Source organism: Bremerella volcania, assembly GCF_007748115.1.
Taxonomy (GTDB): domain Bacteria; phylum Planctomycetota; class Planctomycetia; order Pirellulales; family Pirellulaceae; genus Bremerella; species Bremerella volcania.
The window spans coordinates 5,021,746-5,040,054 of the sequence record NZ_CP036289.1 but is presented as its reverse complement, the minus strand read 5'-3'; the positions used below and the strand labels follow the sequence as shown (position 1 = coordinate 5,040,054).

The 18,309-nt window shown below is 54.2% G+C and carries 10 protein-coding genes; 6 read left to right on the top strand and 4 right to left on the bottom strand.

Annotated elements, in window-relative coordinates; genetic code table 11:
* Positions 1-104: 104 nt before the first annotated feature.
* Complete coding sequence (locus Pan97_RS19975; protein ID WP_144975694.1) at positions 105-2,918, bottom strand: glycoside hydrolase family 38 N-terminal domain-containing protein; 2,814 nt, start codon at positions 2,916-2,918, stop codon at positions 105-107.
* Positions 2,919-3,419: 501 nt separating this feature from the next.
* Between Pan97_RS19975 and pilM the strand changes: the two genes are divergently transcribed.
* The 6 genes from pilM (at position 3,420) to Pan97_RS19945 (ending at position 16,068) form a co-directional block, all read left to right on the top strand.
* The gene (gene pilM / locus Pan97_RS19970) at positions 3,420-5,720 is read left to right on the top strand and encodes a pilus assembly protein PilM (RefSeq protein ID WP_144975692.1); all 2,301 of its coding nucleotides are present in this window, start codon (positions 3,420-3,422) and stop codon (positions 5,718-5,720) included.
* Positions 5,721-5,723: 3 nt separating this feature from the next.
* Complete coding sequence (locus Pan97_RS19965) at positions 5,724-7,373, top strand: hypothetical protein (RefSeq protein WP_144975690.1); 1,650 nt, start codon at positions 5,724-5,726, stop codon at positions 7,371-7,373.
* Positions 7,374-7,443: 70 nt separating this feature from the next.
* Positions 7,444-9,633, top strand: coding sequence for a hypothetical protein (locus Pan97_RS19960; RefSeq protein ID WP_144975688.1), 2,190 nt, complete (start codon positions 7,444-7,446; stop codon positions 9,631-9,633).
* A gap of 446 nt (positions 9,634-10,079) precedes the next feature.
* Positions 10,080-14,159 carry a general secretion pathway protein GspD gene (locus Pan97_RS19955; RefSeq protein WP_165698864.1) on the top strand — a complete coding sequence of 1,360 codons (4,080 nt, stop codon included), beginning with the start codon at positions 10,080-10,082 and terminating at the stop codon, positions 14,157-14,159.
* 189 nt (positions 14,160-14,348) lie between these two features.
* A complete protein-coding gene (locus Pan97_RS19950) occupies positions 14,349-14,822 on the top strand; it encodes a DUF423 domain-containing protein (protein WP_144975676.1) in 474 nt (157 codons plus the stop codon).
* A gap of 28 nt (positions 14,823-14,850) precedes the next feature.
* On the top strand, positions 14,851-16,068 hold the full coding sequence (locus tag Pan97_RS19945) for an AI-2E family transporter (RefSeq protein ID WP_144975674.1): 1,218 nt from the start codon (positions 14,851-14,853) through the stop codon (positions 16,066-16,068).
* Between the two features lie 120 nt (positions 16,069-16,188).
* Here Pan97_RS19945 and Pan97_RS19940 read toward each other — a convergent pair whose 3' ends face one another.
* The 3 genes from Pan97_RS19940 to Pan97_RS19930 form a co-directional block, all read right to left on the bottom strand.
* Positions 16,189-16,380, bottom strand: coding sequence for a hypothetical protein (locus Pan97_RS19940; RefSeq protein WP_144975672.1), 192 nt, complete (start codon positions 16,378-16,380; stop codon positions 16,189-16,191).
* Between the two features lie 424 nt (positions 16,381-16,804).
* Positions 16,805-17,947 carry a cysteine desulfurase family protein gene (locus Pan97_RS19935; protein ID WP_144975670.1) on the bottom strand — a complete coding sequence of 381 codons (1,143 nt, stop codon included), beginning with the start codon at positions 17,945-17,947 and terminating at the stop codon, positions 16,805-16,807.
* Complete coding sequence (locus tag Pan97_RS19930; RefSeq protein ID WP_144975668.1) at positions 17,947-18,228, bottom strand: hypothetical protein; 282 nt, start codon at positions 18,226-18,228, stop codon at positions 17,947-17,949. Before Pan97_RS19930 ends, Pan97_RS19935 begins: the two co-directional genes overlap by 1 nt.
* Between the last annotated feature and the right edge of the window lie 81 nt (positions 18,229-18,309).

The following is an 18,309-nucleotide window of genomic DNA, read 5'->3' as shown; positions in this document are numbered from 1 at the left end:
AGTGTGCCAGTAAGAAAAAGACTCGATGTTCCGAGGGGGATTTGAGTGTTATTGTCCAACGAAAGACCAGTGTGATAGCAGGCCATCCAGGAATGTGAGTGGTATCAGGCCCAATAGATTTCCAGCGGATACCACTGCCCTGGTGCGAGTTGGAAATTGATGCGATCGCCATCAACTAGGCACTTCGAGATACGATTGCCATGGAAGTCGCATAGGTGCGCTTCGCCTACTTTGCGGAAGCATCGCAAGGCGCCTTTGGCGTTGCGTCCTTCGGTTTCCAGAATCTTTGTTTTACAACCGATCACGTCGCCGTTTTCGTTGGTCAGCGATTCCAGGCTCGTCAGAATGACGTTCTTGGCTTCCAAGTGGAACATCCAGGACGATTTGCCGGGGGCGGGCATCGAAGCCGATTCGAACACAGGCTGCGGCTGATACATGAAGTCACGCGATGCTGGCAACGAGTAGGGTAAGTCGAGTCCAATTCCCAGGCGGAACTTTCGCTGAGATTCGCCATGCGGAATCAAAATGGTATCGAGCATGTGTCCGTGATTCCGCAGATGGAACGGAATGCCAGCGGTCAAGAGCGTGGTTTTACCGTGCGAAGCATTGATCTCCACATAGTTGGAGGCTTCGATGCGACGTCCGCTGCAGCGTGTCCGGACCCACTGCACGTCGTGATAGGTCAGAGCCGTTTCGTCTCCCCAGGCCAAGCGACAGCAATAGTGGGAGTCCCATGGAAGAGACTTTGGATCGACTTGAGGCTCAATTTCGATGTCGATTTCAAGTACTCGCGAAGCCCGCCATAAACGATAGGTTTGCTTGTAGGTGGCCATCACTTCCTTTTCTTCCCCAATGATATTGCCCCGGGTATGGATCTCGCCCATGGCCGGCGAACTTGTCGCGGGATCGATTTGGGTCACTTGCATCTGGCTGTAGATAGCCGATGCATCGGGACCGAGGTAGCGCTGCCCGGTGGCCTGCTTCTTGCCAGGCGTTCGCAACGATAACTGCTGCGACAGACGGTTGCCGCGTGTTTTGTAGTCGTAGATCGACTTGATGCCGCCTGTTTCCGGATGAATGTGTACTTCCATGAATTCATTGCGCAAAACATGTCCGTCGAGAAGTGCCTTTTGCTTGCTTGCGTTCCCTTTGGCGTCCCCGGCGATCCAGGCATATCCACAGCCGGGCACATCAACCGCAGCGAACTTTCGCTTGCTATCATGACCGCTGGCAATAACTGGTTCGCTACTGGCCGGGAGGTCGGCTAGTTCCGAGAGGTAGACTCCACGCGTGCTAAGGGAGTTCAGCGTGTTTATGCTGAGATAGGCGTGCTGTACTGGCTGTTCGGCGCGAGGGATAGCCGCTGCAAGGTTTCGGCTCGCTTCGAGAATCAGCTTTTCTGTTTCCACGCTTTGATCTTCACTGGGATTGGCAGGGTCTTGAAGCGAACGCTCTGGTGACTGACTCGCTTTAGAAGTCGTCGCCCCTGCCATCAGTTCAGCGAATGCCCGGAGCTTTTCCACTGCTTCAAGCCGAGCATTGAATTGCTCGCGTTGAGCATGCTGTGAGACGGGACCTTCCTGGCGGCGAACGATCGACTGCTTGAGCCAAGGCGTTCGATAATCTTCCGGCTTGAAGTTTCCGTGATAGGTCGCCGTGTCGGTTTCTTCGAAGTAATGCTCCGCCGTGACGAATTCGCCCAGGCTATTACCATAGCGGGCAATCGTTTTCAGGTCTTCGTACCAGGGAGAGGTCATTTGTGGCCAGTGAGCGAATGCCAGGGTAGCAACGTGCTCTCCGTCCATGGCTTCACCCAGTTTGGAAAAGAGAGACAAGAAGGTCTCTGGCTTGGTGGCGTCCAGTGGAAACTTCGCTAGGGCGTCGATCGTCGAGCCGTCGATTCCTTCCCAGCGAGCTTTCCCCTGAATACTAACGGGTAGCTTCCCTTCATCCAGGGTGGCATGCACCGCGCCGACGTAGCCAAGACCACGAAGAACTTGGGGAAGAAAAGCCGTCATGCCGAATCTTCGGCGACCAAAAACCTTGGGCGCTGCGCCGAATGCTTGCTGGTACGCTTCGTGACCGCGCTGGAAGTTTGCTAGCAGCGATTCCGGGTCAAGCAGATTCAAAGGGCCTTCGATCCACTCGCCACCGACTATGCCTAACTTCTTCTCGGTAATCTTGGCCGAGATTGCTTCTTTTAGCTCCGTATGGTCTTCCGCGATCTTCTGAGCCAGTGAGCCGGAGATCCAAAGGTTGGTGGGAAGTTGCCCTTTGACTTCTGCTAGCAGTGACTCGTTGAGCGTCGATTCGGCGACCAAGGTGAAGTCGAGCAGGCTGGCGTCGACCGAATAATATTGATTGCGCTCCTCCATCAGCACGTCGAAGCATGCCTGGAGGCATCCTAAGGCCGTTTCCTCGTTGCCTTCGGCAGCCGCTTTCGCCGCTTCAATCGTTTTGTTTTCGAAGTAGATTTCGTCGAGGCTACTCGAATAACGCATTTGCCGCGTCAAAAGCTCGACCTGGAGATAGCAGTATCCCAACGCATAGAAGTCAGGTGCCAGTTTCACGGCTACCTCGTGGACATCGCCAACACGGTCGAGCAAGCGGGTGACGATCTCCTGGCGATCGGTCAAACCTTTGACGAGGGTCGCTCCGGACTCCTTGGCGCGTTGTGAAAAGCCTGCGGGAAGCTCTGATTTGCAGATCGACGGAATGAGCAGAGCGAGTCCTTCCAGGTTTTCCGGCGGAGAGTCCACCCGGTGCCACTGGGGGTTTTTCCCTGCCGATGCCAAAAATGCGGGGTGCCACATCGCAGTCCAGTTGGCCAGCAGGCTTTGGGCCTCGTCTCCAGTGTGATAGGTAGGAAAGTCTTCGAAGCTATGGCAGGGAAGCAGAATCGCAATTTCCTGAATCATCGTCCGTCGGCCTGAATGGAGGAGAGGGGGCGATTGAACGCAAGTAATTACCAAATAATAAGTTATAGGGTATACTTAATCTGCGTCCGAGGGCCAGGGTTAACCTTATTATCGGGGGCTTGGTCACTTTTTGGGAGGAGGGAGAAGGGGAAGCAGCGGAATTTGACACGTTACCAGATCCCCATGCAGGGGAGGTTGATCGTGTCCTATCTTGTTGCAATCGTGTCCTATCTTGTTGCAATATAGTGGTTTACATAAAACAGTGGAATTCGCATTTTCGTTGACATTCGGGAGAAGTTCACACTAGAATGAGGATGTTGGCCAACAAATGTGAGAGATATTCACTGCGTTGGTGACACACCCTTCTCCTTTAGTTTGCTTGTCTTAAACCTGCGATCTGCGGAGCATGCTTCTTCGTTGGATGAAATTGCCGGATGGTTTCTAGCTGTTTCTTGCCAACCTCGACGAAACGTGACGCGGTGATTGCTGTGAGGAACAGAGATGGCTGTTGGTAAAGCCGTTTGGGGCATCGACATCGGTCAAAGTGCGCTCAAGGCCCTGAAATGCCGAATGCACGAAGACGGATTCTGGATGGTCGCCGAAGCATTCGACTTCATCGAATACCCGAATCCTTTGAATCAGGCCGGGGCGGGTTCGGAAGGTTTGATTAAGGATGCGTTGCGCGAGTTCCTGTCGCGAAACGATATTCGTAATGACGCGATCAGTATTTCCGTTCCAGGCCAGGCCGGTCTTGCGCGTTTCTTTAAAGCACCTCCGGTCGAAGCCAAGCGTATTGCGGACATCGTCAAATACGAAGCGAAGCAGCAGATCCCCTTCCCGTTGGAAGACGTGATCTGGGATTACCAGCCAATGCCTGGTTCGCACGAAGAGGAAGGCATCTCGCTCGAAACCGAGATTGGTATTTTCGCAATGAAACGCGATCAGATCTTCCGATCTCTTCAGCCGTACCTCGATACCGGCATCGATGTCGACATTGTCCAGCTGACTCCGATCAGCCTGTACAACTTTGTCGCCAACGATCAGCTGACGATCAACCCACTTAAAGAAGAGTACGATCCGACAAATCAGCCTAATTCGTACGTGATTGTCTCGATGGGTACCGAAACAACCGACCTGGTGATTACCAATGGTTTCCGCGTTTGGCAGCGTAGTTTGCCGATCGGTGGTAACCACTTCACCAAGCAGCTGACCAAAGAACTCAAGCTGACCTTTGCCAAGGCCGAGCATCTCAAACGCCATGCTTCCGAGGCGGAGAACGCCAAGCTCGTGTTCCAGGCGATGCGACCGGTGTTTAACGACCTGGTCACGGAAATCCAACGTTCGATCGGGTTCTTCCAGACCTTGGATCGTAAGGCCAAGATCTCGCGCATTATTCCGATTGGTAACGGGATGAAGCTACCGGGTCTGATTCCTTACCTGGGTAAGAACTTGGGCTACGACGTGGTCGAACTCGATGGCTATCAAAAGCTGACCGGCACCGACGTTACCTCGGCCCCTAGCTTCCGCGAGAACATGTTGTCGTTCGCAACCTGCTACGGCTTGTGCCTGCAAGGGTTGAAGAAGTCGGCACTGCGAACCAATCTGTTGCCGCAGGAAATCCTGATCGACCGTATTGTTCGTCAGAAGAAGCCTTGGGCTGTTGCCGCCGTGGCCAGTCTGCTCTTGGCCTGTGCGTTGAACTTTGGCTTCCATTGGCAGGCCTACAACTCTGCTCATATTCCAGAGTTTGACGACGCACTTCGCAAGGTCGCAACGGTCGAATCGACCAGCCAGAGTTACAAAACGACTGATACCCAGTTGATGACCGAGAAAGAAAACCTCGAGATGATCGGCCGTTACGTTGTCGGTAACGAAGAAAACCGTCGACTCTGGCCGGAACTGATGAAGGCCATCACGGCCTCGTTGCCCACCGACCCAGATTTGGCACCCGGGCGAGTTTCGGACAAGCCGATCGATCAGCGGCCTGACCTACAGATCGAATCGATCGAGTCGCAATATTTTCCTGACCTTTCGATGTGGTACACCGAAGCCGTCAAAACGAAATACGCCGTTACTCTCGAAAATCGAAAAGCCATCCTGCGTCGTCTAGAAGAAGGGATGGAAGCTTCGCCTTCGATCGATGAAGATCTGGCCGAAGAAGCAGTTACGGAAGCCGTGGCCGCACCGGGAACTGCTCCCGTCGAAGAAGCAGACTCAACAGCCGGTACAGCGGCTGAAGAAGAGGCGGACGTCGATCTGACGGAAATCGAAGGAGAAGCAGACCCAGAAGACGAGCTGGCTGGTCCAACCGCCGAAGAAAGTGGCTGGGTCGTCCAAATTACCGGTTATCACTTCCACAACAGTCCGGCTGCTCGTGAAAACATGGGTGCCCAGTACGTGCGTAATACGCTGATCGACCAACTCGACCGGGGTAGCGTGGAACTGATCAACGAGAACAACGAGCCTGAAATCGTCACGATGAAGGAACTGGGCATCTCCCATCCGATCATTGCGATGGACGAAGTGCCGAGAACGGTTCAAATCCCGAATCCCAAGTATGATCCTCCTACCCTTGGCAGTGGTATGGCGGACGAATATGGGGCCGGCTACGGGATGACGCCGGAAGAGCCGATCGATCCCAGCAAGATCGAGCCACCAACGATTCAAGTCAAAGTTTATCGATTCACGGTTCAATTCTGTTGGCGTGAGTCGCCTCTCTCGAAACGAGAGGAACTGCGCCGTGCCGCGGAACTTGCCGAAGCGGAAGAGAATGCCGCGAATGCCGAAACGGAGAACTTCTAAGCCATGGATAAACTACGACCAGCTATCGCGTTTTTGAAGAAGTATTACTTCTGGGTCTTCGCGCTCGTGGTGCTCTTGGTTGGCACTGGCGGGTGGTACATGTCGATTGCGACGCTGGACAAAGAGTACCAGACGCGCAGTCAGGAAATTGATACGCGCCTGAACTCGGCTCGACAAATTGCCAGTACCGCGAATCATCCCAATACGCAATACGAAGAAGAGATGCAGACTTGGTTGACGCAGTATCGCGACGACATCGACCAGGCCTGGCAGAAGAAATGGGAAGCGCAAAAGGGCGTTTTGACTTGGCCTGCGGAGTTGAATGTCGGTGGTTCGGTTTTCAGCGATATCGTCAACGGCATTCTCCTGGGGCGTCCTATCGAAGCGCTGACGGAAGAAGACAAGCCGATGTCCACGAACAAGCGAGAGCTTTATCGTGACTACATCAAAGAAGAATTGCCCAAACTAGCCGAGATCATCCACGCACGCTGGGCCCCTTCGGGAAGCGGTGGCGCAGGTGGCGGTCAGTTCGGTATCGAGGCATTCGATGGCGGCGGAGGCTTCGAAATGGGGAACCTGCCAGGCATGAACACTCGCAATTCCAATACGCTCGAAAAGCCACCGCTGGTCATGTGGAACCCTACCAACCAAGCCAACATTCAGTCCAAGAGTTTTGATTGGTCCGGCACGAACAACGGCCAAGGTATTGGAGGCGATATGGGAGGTGGGATCGGAGCTGGCGCCGGCGGCGGTCGCAATGTCCCAACCACCAAGGAAGTTCTTTACGCTCAGGAAAACCTCTGGGTATTGAGGAACATCATGAATGTGATCGCCAAGACCAATGGCGATATCAGCAGCCCTCACCAGGCCACCATCAAGGCAATTGACGTGATCGAGTTTGGCCGTGAGGTCATGCCGATTCGTTCCAAAGTTGTCATTCCACGTTCGCCTCTGGCCGCAGGCTCAGACGAATTTGGCATGGATGGCATGGGGATGGACGGGATGGGCATGGATGGCATGGGCATGGAAGATATGGACGGCATGGGCATGGATGGTATGGGAATGGGACCCGATGGCATGCCGCTGGATGGCATGGAGATGGACCCAGGCGACTACCGCTATGTCGATAAAGACTACAAAAAGTTGATGGTTGATGACCTGCGTGCCGCGACCACGGATCCGACTTCCGAGAACTACTACCTTTCGGTTGCCAAGCGTTTGCCGGTCCGAATGCGATTCCTGATGGATCAACGCGAGATCGACAAGCTGCTCGTTGAATGTGGCAATGCCGACCTCATGATCGAAGTTCGCCAGGTCCGTATTAACCCACAGACGTCCGGCGTCGGCGGCATGGATGGTGGCAGCGGCATGGGCGGTCCTGGCATGGGGGACTTCAATATGGGTGGCATGGGCATGGGCGACGAGTTTGGCGGCGGCATTGGCGGCATGGGTCGCGGCGGCCAAAGCGGCGACGGCATTGATCAAGCCGAAAAGATCTTCGACGCCCCAGTCGAAATCTACGGCATCATTTACATTTACAATCCGGTCAATCGCGATCTGTTGTGGCCTGAAGGGTCGCGACCGGCCGACGACGAGTCGACGGCGGATGATACCTCGACGGAAACTGCAAGCGTGACTGCGACTACTCGGTAGGCAGGCGTGCTCCTAACCTCATCTCTTCTCACATTCGGATGGCTTGGAACAGAATAAGGATGACTCAATCATGAAGAAGCTGGACTTACAAAGCGGTGGGCTCAAGACCAAATTGATCCTTCACGTTGAAAAGCTCGTCTTCGGATTGGCTATTGTCCTCGTGCTTTTGTTTGTTTACCGCGGGACTCAGCAGCCATCGATTGATACGACTCCGGAAGATCTGGTTCGTGCATCGGACCAGGCGCGTACCAATATCGAGAAACAAACGTGGAATGAGGTCGAAGAAGAACGCTGGGTTCCGCCGGAATATCAAACGGCCGCCACCCGAGCAGGCAAGCCGATTCCTTTAGCGCCATACGAAACTCCTTCGAGCTTCCGGGTTCGTCACAAGGAAAGTATCGAGAAGCGACCAGATCCGACTTTGTTGCCGCTAACCGACATCGAAGTTACCCCTGGTTTTGCCCCATTTGCATTCCTCAGTCCGCAGCAAGCCGGCCAACCTGGAATGATACGTGAAGGTGGTCCTGGCATGATGCCTAGCGGGTCGGAATATGATGGTTACGCGGGCAGCGGCTACGGCAGCGAGATGGGCATGGTCGACGCGAATGCCCCTCCGACATTGACACCGGAACAGCTGCTGGAATTTGGCCAGGCGCGTGGTGGTACCGGCAGCAAGATCGAAGGCAAGTACTTTGTGGCAATCACCGGGCTTGCTCCGCTGAAGAAGCAACTCGATATGTACGAAGCTGCCTTCAAAGATCGAGCGAACTACATGGAAGGCCGCGACTATCCTCGTTATGTGCACTTCGCCATCGAACGCCGAGAACAAAAGCCGGATGGCTCTTGGGGCGAATGGGAAAAATCGATCAACGTCAACCAAGAGAGGTTGATTGCACGCCATCGCTGGGCGTTCATCCCTGACGAAGTGGCTCCGCCTGAGTATCTTGATCCGACTCTCAGCTTCCCTATGCCGCCAATCCTGCTGTTCAATCCCGGTGATTGGGGACGTCATTCCTCAGTTCCGAAGTATGAACCCAGGGAACAAGGGTATGGCAGCGAAGGCATGATGTCGGAAGAAATGGAAATGCTGCTTCCCGAAGCCGGTGGCGATCTGCCTGGTGACCTGCCCGGACTTATGGGACCTGGTGGAGCCATGGGAATGGGAAGCGAAGGCAGCGATGGATTTATGGGGCCCTATGGTCGCCCAGGCCGCATGCCTGGCATCGGCGGTAACAACATCATGACACCTCCGAAGGGAATGATGCGTAAGCCGACAGGAACCCAGGGTGGTGGCATGAGCATCTCCCGCGGTGAAGGCAGCGGATATGGTGGTGCGACATCCATGTTCGATGCCGAGAACAAGATGTTCCGCTTCTATGATACCTCCGTCGTGCCAAACAAGAACTATCAGTACCGAGTGCAACTGTGGTTAGAGGATCCAAACAATCCTCAGAACTACCAGGAAGCACCTCCTGCACGTGCTTTGGTGGGAGACGTGCTGACACGTCTGAAGCCTGAACGTGACAAGATCATGAAGTACTTGCAAACTCAGCAGGGCGGTATGGTGAGTCCTCGAGGCCAAACCACGGCGACTGGGCCGCAGTTTAAGTTCTGGCGAACCACTGAATTCAGTGAGCCCAGTGCTACGGTTCGCGTGCCATCAAGTGCCGATGTCCTGGCGGGTTCCGTTGATGCGGGACGAACGGTTTACAACCGAAACAACCAGCGGCAGATTCTGCGTACGGCCGAGCCGAACGCAACCGTGCTGGCGATGAAATGGGATCCGAAGACCGACGTCAAGGCGTTGGTCACTAAGGAATTGAAGGAAGTCACTCGCGGCAGCATGGTCGAATATAAGGGTGATTTGTGGATCCTGGATCCGGCTACCTACCAGTTCCGCAAACCTTATCCGCTCGACGCGGATAAGAAGGATCAAGAGTACGTTCTCAAGACGGGTTACACGCTTCTCGATATTCGAGGTGGCGAGGATACCGTTGGACGTTACACCGATGAGAACAACAAGAAGCTGCGAGTTCCGGGGGAAATCCTTGTGCTTGATGATGCTGGAAACATCCACATCAAGTCGGAACTCGAGGAAGTCAAAGAGTTCGCCAAGTTCAATTTCTCGAAGCCGGAGGTCAAGATCCCCAGAGGAGGTCGGGGCTCGGAAGATCCCTATGGGATGGAAGACAGTTCTGGCTACGGTGAGTATGGCGGTAGCGACGGTCGCGGTCGACGAGGCCGCGGTCGGGGCGAATAATCGCCGACTTTCAACTCGATTTACCCTAAGGCGTTCTACGGAACGCCTTTTTCTTTGCGCATGCAAAAACATCTATTGAACCATTTCTCAGATCTCAGTACTGTACTGCCCGGCGATTTTTGCGCAGCCGGCGAAGGTTTTCCCTTGTGCTAGCAACGCAACCGGTATGAAATCCAAAAAAAGTTGAGTAAGTCACCAAAGCGGTATTGACCGTATTTTGGACAACCGGTAATTAACCGCCTCACCTAGAAATGCAAGGATGCAGATTCACCAGTGCGCGCGGCGCGTGGACAGGGCAAGCAGTCCCATTTGAGGATTGCGGGCTACTGTTCCTCGTCAGAAACGTGTCGCCGTGGGGGAAGGATAGGAACACCATGAATCATTCTCGGACGATCCCAAAACACACGGATCGCAGGCTGCCACAAGTTCAGACAAGGAGAGTCGCGTTGAATTTGGCCACGCGTGTGCTTACAGCCGGTCTCATTGCCGTGCTGTGCTTCAGCACTGGAAAAGGGGTCGTCGCAAATCCGTTGACCGAGATTGAGCTCGTCACGTCAATGTCGGCGACTGGTCAACAACAAGGTTCGCTGTATGATCAGCAAAAGCAGGAAGGAGTCTTGAAGGCCGCTCGCGATGCGATGCGTGCTGGTGACTACCAACGTGCTCAGTCACTGATCGAGCAAGCCAAGTCGTTCAATGTTCCTGCGGATCCGGCTTTCAGCAAGTTTCGCGACACGCCCGAAAAGGCGGCTCGTGATCTGGCTGATCTGACGGCTGCCCGAACGAACCCAGACTACGTCGGCCAAAAGCTGCTCGGCCAGGAACCTGGCATGGAGCAGAAGATGGCAGCCGAAGCACTGGCACGAGGTAAGGAAGCCTTGGAAAGCGGCCAGACGATGTCGGCTCTGAATTACTATCAGCAAGCCGCCAAAGCAGGACCAAACTTCCAGTCGGCCGGTTACTCGGTCATGGCTTTCCGCCGAGACCTGGAAAACGCAGGCGTTCGTCCTTCGATGATTGGTGGCGAAGTTGTTGCTGGCGGGCCTGCTGCCCAAACCAGCCCGACTCGCCTTCCAACAATCAACGAAATCCCTGATCCTGCGATGACTTCCAATCCCTACGCAGCGGCAACAGGGACGCAAGGCAACGCCGAAACGGCTCGTCGCATGCTACTTCAAGCTCGCCTGGAACTGGCACGCGGGAATGTGGCTCTCGCCGAAAAGCACGTTCGCCAGGTTCAAGGTTTGGGGCTGGTTTATCCATCCCATCAAGACTCGCCCGAGAATGTCGACTACCTGATTCGCACCGTCAATCAGATCTCTGCCTCACCGGTTGGTCCTCAGTCAGCCTACAAGTTTGGTGAAGTCCTGCTTCAGCAAGCCGAAGGCCTGATGCTTTACGGCCAATACGATCTGGCCGAACAGATGACTCGTCAGGTTCAATCGATGAACCTCGATTTCCAGCGAGCACGCGTCACTCCAGATCGTTTGCTGACCGAGATCACGCGACGCCGAAGTGGCGAAGCTGGTGGAAATCAGGTCTCCCCGAATGTTCCCGAGAACGTTGCTAACAATGCCCACGCGAAAGAGCAGGCCATCCTGGTTCAGGCCAAGGCTGCCCTGGATCGTGGTGACATCGGCACCGCGGAAGCCTTCACCAAACAGGCCAGCACGCTCAACAACCGAAACTATCAACAGGGGGACCTTCGTCCAGACTTGCTGATGTTGGAAATATCGCGAGCCAAGGCTTCCAGCCCGGTTCGTCACGCAAGTGGATCGCAAGGTCCCATGGGTGCCGGATTCCCGGTTGCTCAAGGAATCTACAATCCTCAGAACGATGACACGCGAAACATGCCTGCTTCGGCCCAGCAAGACGCAACCGGCCAGGCAGGAATGCGTTATCTGCAAGAGGGTGAACAAGCCCTGACTGCCGGCGACAAGGTGAAAGCTCGCAAGCTGTTTGAAGAAGCCTGGAAGTACGAGAGCCAACTCGATCCAGCTGCACGACAGCGTTTGCAAGACTTCCTGCAATACCAAACCAATCCGGTGACCAGCGGAGTCGCTCAGACGAGCAATCCTTCGCCATTGGCAGAAGTCGACGCACGACAACAAGTCTTGCTGCGACAGATGATTGCCGAAGTTACCCGCGAACAATCGCAGGCCGACGCCATGCGAGAGGTCGATCCTAAGGGAGCTTTGGACAAGCTGAAGAAGGTACGTGTCACGGTGGATGAGTCGTCGATCGACGCCATCGCTAAGAAGCAACTTCTCTCGCGTGTCGATCGCAGCATCGAATCGCTCGAGACCTACATCGACATGAACAAGTCGCAGATCGAACTCGACGAGCGCAACGCTGCGATCAAGACCGAGATCAAACAAGATCGCGACCTCAAGCTCGAAATTGACGATAAGCTGGCCGAGATGACCAATCAGTTCAACGAGCTGATGGATCAGCAACGCTGGCAGGAAGCGGAAGTGATTGCCCGCCAGGCACGCGAAATGGATCCAGAGAATCCAGTCGTCCAAACGCTGATCTGGAAGTCCAAGTTCGCTCGTCGCACCTATCAGAACATGGCCCTGGTAGATGCCAAGGAAGAGGGCGTTTTCGCAGCACTGGATTCCACCGAATGGAGTGCCGTACCGTTTGATGATCGCAACCCAATCCAGTTTGGCAACAAAGCGGAATGGGAAGACATGACCGAACGTCGCCGCCGCTGGTTGGCAGAGAATTCGCAGATCTCGGAAGACGAAGTCGAGATTCGCAAGGCACTCAAGACCAAGGTCGACGTCAAGTTCAACAAGCAATCGCTGCAAAGCGTCATGGAAACTCTCGGCAACATGGTCGGCATCAACGTCATGTTGGATCCACGCGGCCTGCAAGCCGAAGGGGTGACCTACGACACCGAGATCAGCATCAACATGCAGCAAGCGGTTCGTCTGGACAGTGCTTTGAATCACATCCTGCAGCCACTGCGTCTGAGCTATGTGATTCGTGACGAAGCCCTGGTCATCACCAGCGAATCGTTCCGCAGCCGCAACGTTTACCAGAAGGTCTACAACGTGGCTGACCTGGTTTTGCCGATTCCTAACTTCGTCCCAAGCTACAACATGGGCCTTCCAGGTGCCATCAAAGCTGCCTACGAAAGCCAAGGGATCACTGGTTCGCCAGTTGGTACGATGGGCGGATCGAATCCGATGTCGTTGTTCGCACAGAATCAAGACATCAACAGCTCCAGTGCTCTGGCCCAGGTTCCAAACGGTTTCATCCCTGGCTTAGGTAGTGGTGGGCCTCCGGTCTCTGGCCAGCCGCAAGGCAACATGGGCTTCGGTCCTGGTGGTGGCATTGGTGGTCCTGGCGGCTTCGGTGGTGGCGTTCAGCCTGACTTCGATCAGCTGATTGAGCTTATCACGACGACCGTCGAACCAGAATCGTGGGAAGAGCTGGGTGGTCCTGGTTCGATCGCTCCATTCAGCACGAACCTTAGCCTGGTTGTTAGCCAGACCCAGGAAGTGCACGATCGTCTGGCTGACCTCTTGGCTCAGTTGCGACGCCTGCAAGACCTTCAGGTTACCATCGAAGTTCGCTTCATCACCTTGAACGACAACTTCTTTGAACGCGTCGGTGTCGACTTCGACTTCCAGATTCAGGACAACACGACTGGCTTGGGACCTAACCGTGACAATTCGGGTAGCCCGAGTATCACGATTGGTATCGACCAGCTGGGTAACCCAACGGGTGACTTGGATCTTCAGTTCAATCAAGACTTGTTCGGAAACACGATCCCATCGATCGGTGGTCTGGTGACTCCAGCGACTGCCGGTGCGACGTTCGGTTTCGCCATGCTTTCCGATATCGAAGCCTTCTTCGTGATGCAGGCCGCACAGGGTGACTTGCGATCGAACGTGATGCAGGCTCCCAAGGTGACCTTGTTCAACGGTCAAACGGCATTCGTCTCGGATACCACGCAAACACCGTTCGTCACGAGCGTGATTCCTGTGGTGGGTGACTTCGCCGCGGCACAACAACCGGTCATCGTGGTTCTGAACGAAGGTACTTCGCTCAGCGTCCAGGCGGTGGTTTCACCAGATCGACGGTTCGTCCGTCTGACCTTGGTGCCGTTCTTCAGCCGAATTGGTAACGTCGAAGAATTCACCTTCGAGGGTACGTCTAGCAGTCGAACCGATTCGACCATTGAAGATCCGGATGCGGCCGACGGTGGTACGACCAACGATGAAGAAGAGACGGTTACCTCAGGTACCACGATTCAGTTGCCGCAGTTCTCCTTCGTGACGGTAAGTACGACGGTAAGCGTGCCAGATGGTGGTACGGTGCTACTGGGCGGTATTAAGCGTCTGAGCGAGGAGCGTCGCGAACGCGGTGTGCCGGTCTTCAGCAAGCTGCCGTACATTAACCGACTGTTCCGAGACGTTGGTATCGGACGAGAAACGCAGAGCCTCATGATGATGGTGACTCCTCGAATCATCATCCAAGAGGAAGAAGAAGCGAAACTCGGCTTCACCCAATAACGCCGCTTGCGGCCAATCGACTATGACCTCCTGCCGCCGTGAACAGTCTTCGGACTTTCACGGCGGTACTTTTTTGCGCGATGCCTAAGTTTGGCGTACAATGGAGACTTCGTTGAAGAGTGACCTTCGTAGAGTTGCCAGCGACAGGTCTCTTTCTCCAAGGCAATCGCATCATAGAGGAAGTTACTCGTGGCCAAGTTTGTGCTGTTTCTCGGTGTTCTTTTCGGCGCAACAGCGGTGGTTGCCGGCGCAATGGAGCATGCCGTTCGCGGGATGATTGTGTCCGATGTTTCCGGAGCCGACGCCATGGTGGCTGGAGATGAACTTTCCGATCCGGCTCCCAACGCGGAAGTGGCCAAGCGACTTTCCCAATACGAGACTGGTGTGAAATATCACATGTATCATGGCTTGGCGTTGATTGGGTTGGGGGTAGTGATGGCCATTTCCGCCCGCGGTCAAGTGTTGGGGTTTGTGGCGGCCTTGTCGCTGGTGCTTGGCGTCGCGCTATTTAGCGGAACGCTTTATTTGATTTCCGCTTTGGGAATGACGCAACTAACGATGATTGTCCCAGTCGGCGGATCGATCATGATATTGGGATGGATTCTGTTTTTGATAACCGTTCTATTGTTCGAGCCGCTGGTAGATCGGGAAGACTTGGAATGACACCCGCAACCTAGAACCGAAGGTCTCTATGTCTCGTTTTGCTGCGATTGAAGTCGAAATGCGTCGGCAGACGATTTGCCAGGCAATTGCTGTCGGTGTCCTGACGCTGTGGGCACTGTATTGGTTGCAAGCGGTCTTGATCCCGTTTGTGCTGGCGATTTTTATCGTCAGTGGTTTGACGCCAGTGCTGTCGAACATCCAAAATCGACTTTCTACGACTCGCCTGGTCGCCGTGCTGATCGCGTCGATTATTGGGTTTGGCCTGATATTTGTGCTTTGGAGCATCATCTGGATTTCCGTGGCCCAACTGAAGCAAGACGGGAGCAAATATGTCAAGGGAGCAGAGGCCTGGGTTAATTGGCTACCTGCTTGGGTAAAGAATCCTGATCTTGCTTTTCAAAGTTTGCTTCCGTCATCTGGGACCACCTCAAGTGACGTTGCCAGCGCCGAGGATACGCCGGATGTTGATGCGGCGGCCCGGCCCATGGCCGGAACCATTGAAGAACAAAACAACCAGACGAGCAACTCGCAGGGCGGTTTCTCGGAATTCATTAACGACAACATCAAAAAGAGTCTGAGCAAGATGACCGACTCGATGTGGTACTTTATTCAGACGAGTACCATGGTTATGATCTTCCTCTTCTTCTTGCTTCTCGGGAGTTCCCAAGTCTCATTGCCGGAAAATACGTGGCAAGAGATCGACACCAAAATTCGAGAATACATTTTGACGAAGTCGCTGATCTCGTTCTTTACAGGGCTCGCGTTTGGCTTCGTCCTCTGGATATTCGGCATACCTCTTGCCGCCGTATTCGCGTTGTTGGCTTTCCTGTTCAATTTCATCCCCAACATTGGGCCAATCCTTGCGTGCTTGTTGCCGCTACCCTTGATCGTTCTCGATCCCGAAATGACTTGGTGGGGAATGACGCTCGTCATCTTCCTTTCTTCAGCTGTGCAAATCATTAGCGGGAACGTGATCGAACCACGAATGATGGGAGATTCATTCGACGTTCATCCCATCGCGATCCTGTTGGCGTTGATGTTCTGGTCGCTCATCTGGGGAATGATCGGCATGTTCCTGGCTGTTCCTATGACCGCGATCATGAAGATCTTGTTTGCCAAATTTGAAATGACCCGCCCGCTGGCAGACCTGTTGGCAGGTAGAATTGATCGTTTGAACTTCAAGGATTTTAATTTCGGAGCCACCTCGGCCGACAGTGCACCGGACGCGAAAAGTGCAGAAGCGTAGTGCCACGTTTCTGAGCTTTCGCCAAACGTTTCCATCAGCACACCAGGTCAAATCGCGGAGCCACTTAGACTGCGACCTAAATCGTGTGGATCGTCCTCGATGCGAATTGCCCCTAGGTGACTAGTTGTCACCCTCCAGGCGATAGGCAATCTCGTCATCTTCCTCTAGATGACAGCGACAGTTCTCGCAGACAAGTTCACTCGAACTGTTTTTTGTGCCGTGAACGATGTTATCGCATTCCAAGCAGCGGTACATCAGAGCAAAGGAAATGGTCTCGGTATCGATCAAAACGTTGTGGGATTTGACGATCATTTCGGAAGCCTCATTTCGTTACTGGCAGTCGAAGGGGCCTCTACTTCCGTGCGTTATGCCCAGAAGTGGATTCGTTATCGAAACAGCAATATTGGAGTGGGATTAAACGTACGCGATAAAAGCGGAAACTAACAGGAACGCGACCGGAACGCATTAACGTATACTCATGCGTAAGGGTGGATTACTGTCCTCACAAGTAGTAATTGCGGCGTCGTCTTGTGTCGTACGTGTTTTCTCAGGCAAACCGTTCTTCCTGCGGTCTATCTCGTAACTCTCGGCTTAACGGCTCGAAATGGAATTGGGCGTCGACGTCAAATGAATCAAATCTGCAATTTGAAGATTCGCCAGATACCTGCGATGCCGCCCGTAAGAGGGTGATCTGCGTGAACTAGGCAGCTATTGAATGGATTGCTGAAGAATAAACTTAATGACGCAAAGATTCCCAGGCATGGATCAGCAAGTCGGCGGCATGATCGATTTCTTCTTCCGAGGTATACCACCCGACGCTGAGGCGAATCGTCCCACGCTTATCGGTCTCCTTCACTCCCATGGCGGCCAGCACAGGCGAGCTGTTTCCGCCCCCTACCGTTTCACTGCAAGCGGTTGCCGCACAGATTTCGGGGACGCGTCTGAGTAACTCTTGGCCCGACACGTTTGGAAAGTTCACGCATAAAGTGTTGGGAATTCGCTCGACCTGCGACCCGTGGATAGCGATAGGTTCGACGATCGACTCCATCAATCGACGGCTGAATCTTCGCGTCAAATGCGTGAGCTTTTCCGCGGCATCATCGATACTGCGTCCCACAAGATTGGCTGCCTTGCCCATGCCGACCCAGGCCATCACGTTTTCCGCTCCGGCTCGTAACGAATGCTCGGCACCGCTACCATGAATGATGGGTTGAAGCGAAGTTCCTTGTTTGACGTACAGGGCCGCAGCACCTTTCGGGCCATAAAACTTATGAGCCGTAATGCTGAGCAAATCGACTCCCAACTGCTTGGGGCTTACATGGATCTTTCCGGCTGCCTGGCACGCGTCGCTATGGAGCAGGACTTCATGTTCCTGGCAAATCTTCGCCAACTTGTCGATCGGCTGAATGACGCCGGTTTCGTCATTGGCCAGCATCACGGAGACAAGCTTGGTATCCGTGCGTATCGCTTGGGCAAGGGCATCGACGGATACGATCCCATGCCGATCGACCGGAACGACTGAAGTCTCACAACCCATCGCATGGCAGTGATTTGCCGTCTGGGTGACGGCCGCATGCTCGACGGCGGAAACGATGATATGGCATGGCTGCCGCTGGGCAAGATAACGCTGAACGACTCCCTTGATCGCCAGATTGCAACTTTCGGTTCCCGAAGCACAGAAGATGATTTCGTCGCTAGTGGCACCCAATAGGTGCGCGACTTGTCCACGGGCATCTTCCAGCGCCTCGTCAATGGCACGACTTCGCGCATACATCCCGTCAGGGCAGGCAAAGTACTCCGCCATAAAGGGGAGCATCGCCTCTTGGACGCTTGGTGCGATGGGGGTTGTCGCGTTGTAATCGAGGAAGATCGACTTCATCAGACCTTGGGTAGAGCCCCCTTAAATCCAAACTCCGTATAGGATTTAGGAAGAACGATCGCCGTAATCTTCATGTAACTGATGGAACTGAAGGGAATGATCGCTTGCCGTGCCCCGATCGCGTCGGGAGTTTGGCGTTGGACGACGACCATGTGGTCGTCGTAGGCGAAACCGACGAAAGGAATCGATTCGTTAAGCTCGGTCATGATGACCCCCTTTTGGGGCATGTCCTTGGGCCAACGCTCGAGCAAGTCCAGCCAGATATTCTTTTCGGGGTTCACAAGTCATTCCAAGGTAGAAGTTTTCACTCAGACACCGCTTCATAACAGAGTGTCGGAAAGGAAATCGTTACGATTGCAATA

What these genes read in the sequence shown, in the direction of transcription:
- Pan97_RS19975 (WP_144975694.1), bottom strand. Translation starts at nt 2,918, where the DNA reads ATGATTCAGGAAATTGCGATTCTGCTTCCCTGCCATAGCTTCGAAGAC.
- pilM (WP_144975692.1), top strand. Translation starts at nt 3,420, where the DNA reads ATGGCTGTTGGTAAAGCCGTTTGGGGCATCGACATCGGTCAAAGTGCG.
- Pan97_RS19965 (WP_144975690.1), top strand. Translation starts at nt 5,724, where the DNA reads ATGGATAAACTACGACCAGCTATCGCGTTTTTGAAGAAGTATTACTTC.
- Pan97_RS19960 (WP_144975688.1), top strand. Translation starts at nt 7,444, where the DNA reads ATGAAGAAGCTGGACTTACAAAGCGGTGGGCTCAAGACCAAATTGATC.
- Pan97_RS19945 (WP_144975674.1), top strand. Translation starts at nt 14,851, where the DNA reads ATGTCTCGTTTTGCTGCGATTGAAGTCGAAATGCGTCGGCAGACGATT.
- Pan97_RS19940 (WP_144975672.1), bottom strand. Translation starts at nt 16,380, where the DNA reads ATGATCGTCAAATCCCACAACGTTTTGATCGATACCGAGACCATTTCC.
- Pan97_RS19935 (WP_144975670.1), bottom strand. Translation starts at nt 17,947, where the DNA reads ATGAAGTCGATCTTCCTCGATTACAACGCGACAACCCCCATCGCACCA.